General features: G+C 63.1%; 1 protein-coding gene. It reads left to right on the forward strand.

The genetic code is table 11. From position 1 onward, the window contains the following. Nucleotides 1–455 (forward strand): catalase (locus I6F37_RS39540; protein ID WP_225154308.1); only part of this gene is annotated, 455 nt, incomplete at both ends.

The following is a 455-nucleotide window of genomic DNA, read 5'->3' on the forward strand; positions in this document are numbered from 1 at the left end:
AGTCTACCCACATGATCATGTGGGCGATGAGCGACCGGACAATTCCGCGCTCGCTGCGCATGATCGAGGGCTTCGGGGTCAACACCTTCCGGCTCGTCAACGCAGACGGGGTCGCCACCTTCGTCAAGTTCCACTGGCGCCCTAAGCTCGGCCTGCAGTCGACCTGCTGGGACGAGGCAGTGAAGATCGCCGGCGCAGATCCCGATTTCCATCGTCGCGACCTGTTCGATGCGATCGATGGCGGCGATTTCCCCGAATGGGAGTTCGGCGTCCAGCTGCTGACCGAGGACGACGCGGCCGAGCTGCCGTTCGACATCCTCGATGCGACCAAACTGGTCCCTGAGGAGCTTTACCCGGTTCAGATCGTCGGGCGGATGGTGCTGGACCGCAACCCGACCAACTTCTTTGCCGAAACCGAGCAGGTGGCGTTCCTGCCGACGAACATGCCTCCGGGC

The sequence above is a fragment of the Bradyrhizobium sp. NBAIM08 genome, from assembly GCF_020193935.1.
GTDB classification, from domain to species: Bacteria; Pseudomonadota; Alphaproteobacteria; order Rhizobiales; family Xanthobacteraceae; genus Bradyrhizobium; species Bradyrhizobium yuanmingense.